The organism is Bacteroides sp. 41_26 (genome assembly GCF_949740115.1).
Taxonomy (GTDB): domain Bacteria; phylum Bacteroidota; class Bacteroidia; order Bacteroidales; family Bacteroidaceae; genus Bacteroides; species Bacteroides nordii.
This window is the reverse complement of sequence record NZ_CATJGZ010000023.1, coordinates 1-3,716: the sequence shown is the minus strand read 5'-3', so window position 1 is coordinate 3,716 and position 3,716 is coordinate 1. Positions and strand designations below refer to the sequence as shown.

General features: G+C 39.6%; 3 protein-coding genes. All 3 read left to right on the top strand.

All coding sequences use genetic code 11. The annotated features are described in order from the left end of the window. The first annotated feature begins 390 nt into the window (after nt 1-390). The 3 genes from QX565_RS00260 (at nt 391) to hisG (ending at nt 3,563) form a co-directional block, all read left to right on the top strand. A complete protein-coding gene (locus tag QX565_RS00260) occupies nt 391-1,962 on the top strand; it encodes an RHS repeat domain-containing protein (RefSeq protein WP_289290539.1) in 1,572 nt (523 codons plus the stop codon). 14 nt (nt 1,963-1,976) lie between these two features. Further along, a complete protein-coding gene (locus QX565_RS00255) occupies nt 1,977-2,468 on the top strand; it encodes a PaaI family thioesterase (protein WP_221648825.1) in 492 nt (163 codons plus the stop codon). Between the two features lie 237 nt (nt 2,469-2,705). Then, on the top strand, nt 2,706-3,563 hold the full coding sequence (hisG, locus tag QX565_RS00250) for an ATP phosphoribosyltransferase (RefSeq protein ID WP_221648824.1): 858 nt from the start codon (nt 2,706-2,708) through the stop codon (nt 3,561-3,563). The last annotated feature ends 153 nt before the right edge of the window (nt 3,564-3,716 follow it).

Sequence of the window (3,716 nt, the reverse complement as noted above, 5' to 3'; positions counted from 1 at the left end):
GCATGAATCTCAAAAGGCTGAAAGCAGGATGGGATGAAAAATACCTGTCAACACTTTTACAGGACAGCGCATTTTAATGCGTCGGCCCTGCACCGAGGCTTCATACGTAACTCTACGAGATAGAGCTTTATCGATACCGGAGAAAGAGATAGATAGTAATGGTGGACAACATTTAGCGTAAAACGATACAGATATGAACAAAACTAATTCTTAACTGATTTCAACTACTGATTTGCATTATTATTTGAATCATTAATGAATCTTGTTTGGGTGTACTCTTCTATTGGGGAAACACTTTTAATCTCTATAATAGTATTTTTTCGGGATTATCATTTATATTTGTAACGCTCTGTCGTCGATGCGATGAGAGTCTGGCTAAAATAATACCATATGAAAAATCAAGTATCCTTATATCGGAGGGGAGTATTCTTCCTCTTTTTAGGAATGGCTGTACTGTCGGCTTTTGCACAAACGCAACAGGAAGTTCCACTTTTTAAATCTACCCGCACTTCTACATATAAAGCTGTTCTTAAAGATACGGCATGGATTATCGGGCCTATTGTTTCTCAGATTCACTTTGTGAGGTATGATAATCAGGGACGGAAAGTGGTAGAAAACCTGTTGAATCCGGATGGAAGTGCTAAAAATAAACTTCTTTATGTATATGATAATGCCGGGGAGATAAAAGAGGAGATAACAGCCTCCGTAAAGCAGGGTGGGGTAACGAGAATTTATCAGTATGATTATGATGACCAGGGACGTTTAAACCGGAAAGTAACATTGGATGCTGACCGGAATGTAGTTGGCGAGATTGTTATTTTGCGTAATGAAGATGACAAAATAGTGAAGCGAATCTCTGAAGGTATATCGACAAGAATGAATGATGGAAAGAAAACGAAAAACCGTTGTGTGACAGAAATTGTTTATGATGAAGATGGGCGAATAAAAGAGGTACTGGAAGACGATTCTGCTTTTCCAAAGGTGGGTAGAAAAAGCCGTCCATTTGATAAAAGAGATACGATTGCTTTGAAACGTTTCTCTGAAGGAACTTCGATGCAACCCAAAGTTCCGAAAAATAAAAAGGTAGATTTTGATTATGATGCATATGGAAACTGGATAAAACGTACGGAATATGACGGAGTGAATCCGGAATTTATTATTGTGCGTGTAATTGAATATGCCGGACAAGATACGGATTGGGAGAAGATGCTGCTGAATGGTCAGGTGAAATCAGTATCTCAGAGTTCATATGTGGCTATACCAAAAGGCCCAGGTAGTATTGATAAAGGTAAAAAACAGGGCACTTTTTTCCGCTGTGAATTTAATAATGAGGGTAGAAAGATCTTAGAGCAATCTTACTCTGATATAGGTGTGGCAGGTGAAGTTACAGAATACATTTATGATATGGAAGGGAATATCCTTGAAGAAATGATGAAATCTGCGACTGGGAAATTATTGAATACAGTTCAGTGGGTATATGATTCGAAGGGACGTTTGAAGAACAAATCGTTGAAGGATGTCGATGGTGAGGTATTACGCAAAGGTGTGTTCCGTTATGACATAGAAGGGAATTGTATTGGTGAGATGTGGTTCGGTAAAGAGGGGGCTAAGTTTAGTGAGTTTCGTTATAAATATGATTCTGCCGGTCAGCTGATTGCTAAAGATATTCTTTTCCACCAGGAAGAAGGCGAGGAGTATGAGCCGTTGAAGTATGAGTGGAACAGCCGTGGACGTATTGCAGAAGAATGGAGAGGATTACCTCGGAATATTCAACACTATACTTATAAGTATAGTACCCGTGGCGAAGTGATTTCAGGAACTGAACCTGCCCAAGGACAGGCAGACGTAGAATATGTCTATAAGTTTTATCATGATGAACATGGTAACTGGAAAAAACGGGTGAAATTTTTCAATGATGTTCCGGTACTTTACGAAGAACGTGAGTATGTATATTATAAATAATAAGGATAAATAATATGAAGAAGATTATCAACCCATGGAAGGGACTGAAAGGGTATAATTGTTTTGGCTGTGCTCCAAATAATGAGGCAGGTGTCAAAATGGAGTTTTATGAAGACGGTGATGAAGTAGTGAGTATTTGGAAACCACGTCCGGAATATCAGGGCTGGATTGATACACTACATGGAGGAATCCAGTCAGTATTACTGGATGAAATATGTGCCTGGGTCATTCTTCGGAAGTTACAAACGACAGGAGTAACTTCAAAGATGGAGACACGTTATCGCAAGTCAATCAGTACAAAAGATTCGCACGTGGTATTACGGGCATCTATTCGTGAAGTAAAACGTAATATTGTATTGGTAGATGCAAAACTCTATAATGAGGCAGGTGAACTTTGTACGGAAGCACTTTGTACATATTTCACTTTCTCGCAGGAGAAGTCGAAAGATGAAATGCACTTTTCTTCGTGCGAAGTAGAATCTGAAGAGATTCTTCCTTTAATTTGAAATTAAAATCGATTTTTTTGTGATAATTGTTTGGAGGTTTGAATGGAATGCTTTACTTTTGTCGCTGTAAAGAACAAAAAAATATGAAATATACTACACATCATCATCATCATTTTCCTAACGAATAACTCGGTGGGCGTGTATGATATTGTGTATATATAATATAAAAACGAGGCTTGCCGATGAGGTGAGCCTTTTTTTATTTTAATTGTAAATCGTAAAATAACAAATAAAATTATGGGTTTATTAAGAATTGCAGTACAAGCTAAAGGTCGTTTGTTTGAAGAAACAATGGCTCTTTTAGAAGAATCAGACATTAAATTGAGCGCTACAAAACGTACATTGTTGGTGCAGTCATCTAATTTTCCGGTAGAGGTGTTGTTCCTCCGGGATGACGATATACCCCAGTCAGTGGCTACGGGGGTGGCAGATCTGGGTATCGTAGGAGAGAATGAGTTTGCTGAAAAAGGAGAGGAAGCAGAAATTATTAAACGCCTCGGTTTCAGTAAATGCCGTTTGTCACTGGCTATACCGAAGGATATAGATTATCCGGGTGTGGAGTGGTTTAATGGTAAGAAGATTGCTACTTCTTATCCGGTGATTCTGGAGAAGTATATGAAGGAGAAAGGGGTAAGTGCAGAGGTACATGTCATTACAGGTTCGGTGGAAGTAGCTCCGGGCATTGGGTTGGCAGATGCTATTTTTGATATTGTTAGTTCGGGCTCTACACTGGTAAGCAATCGCTTGAAAGAAGTGGAAGTAGTGATGAAGTCAGAAGCACTGTTGATTGGTAACAAGAACATGTGTGATGAGAAGAAGGAGATTTTGAATGAGTTACTGTTTCGTATGAATGCTGTGAAAACAGCAGAGGATAAGAAATATGTGCTGATGAATGCTCCGAAGGATAAGTTGGAGGAGATTGTAGCTGTACTGCCTGGTATGAAGAGTCCGACGGTGATGCCATTGGCACAGGAGGGTTGGTGCTCCGTGCATACGGTACTTGATGAAAAACGTTTCTGGGAGATTATCGGAAAACTGAAAGCACTGGGAGCTGAGGGAATATTGGTGTTGCCGATAGAGAAGATGATACTATGATGGGGTGTACTTTTCTTTCGTCTTGATACGAAAGAAAAGATACCAAAAGAAAGGATCAAGGCTGCATTTTTTCTCCTACTCACTTCCTGCGTTCCGCTAAAGGGGCTCGAACTCGCTTCGCTCAAACAATCGCCCCTTTTTGACGCTTCACTG

Bases quoted from the DNA above. Each gene is read 5' to 3' on its own strand.
- QX565_RS00255 (WP_221648825.1), top strand. From the start codon at position 1,977: ATGAAGAAGATTATCAACCCATGGAAGGGACTGAAAGGGTATAATTGT.
- QX565_RS00260 (WP_289290539.1), top strand. From the start codon at position 391: ATGAAAAATCAAGTATCCTTATATCGGAGGGGAGTATTCTTCCTCTTT.
- hisG (WP_221648824.1), top strand. From the start codon at position 2,706: ATGGGTTTATTAAGAATTGCAGTACAAGCTAAAGGTCGTTTGTTTGAA.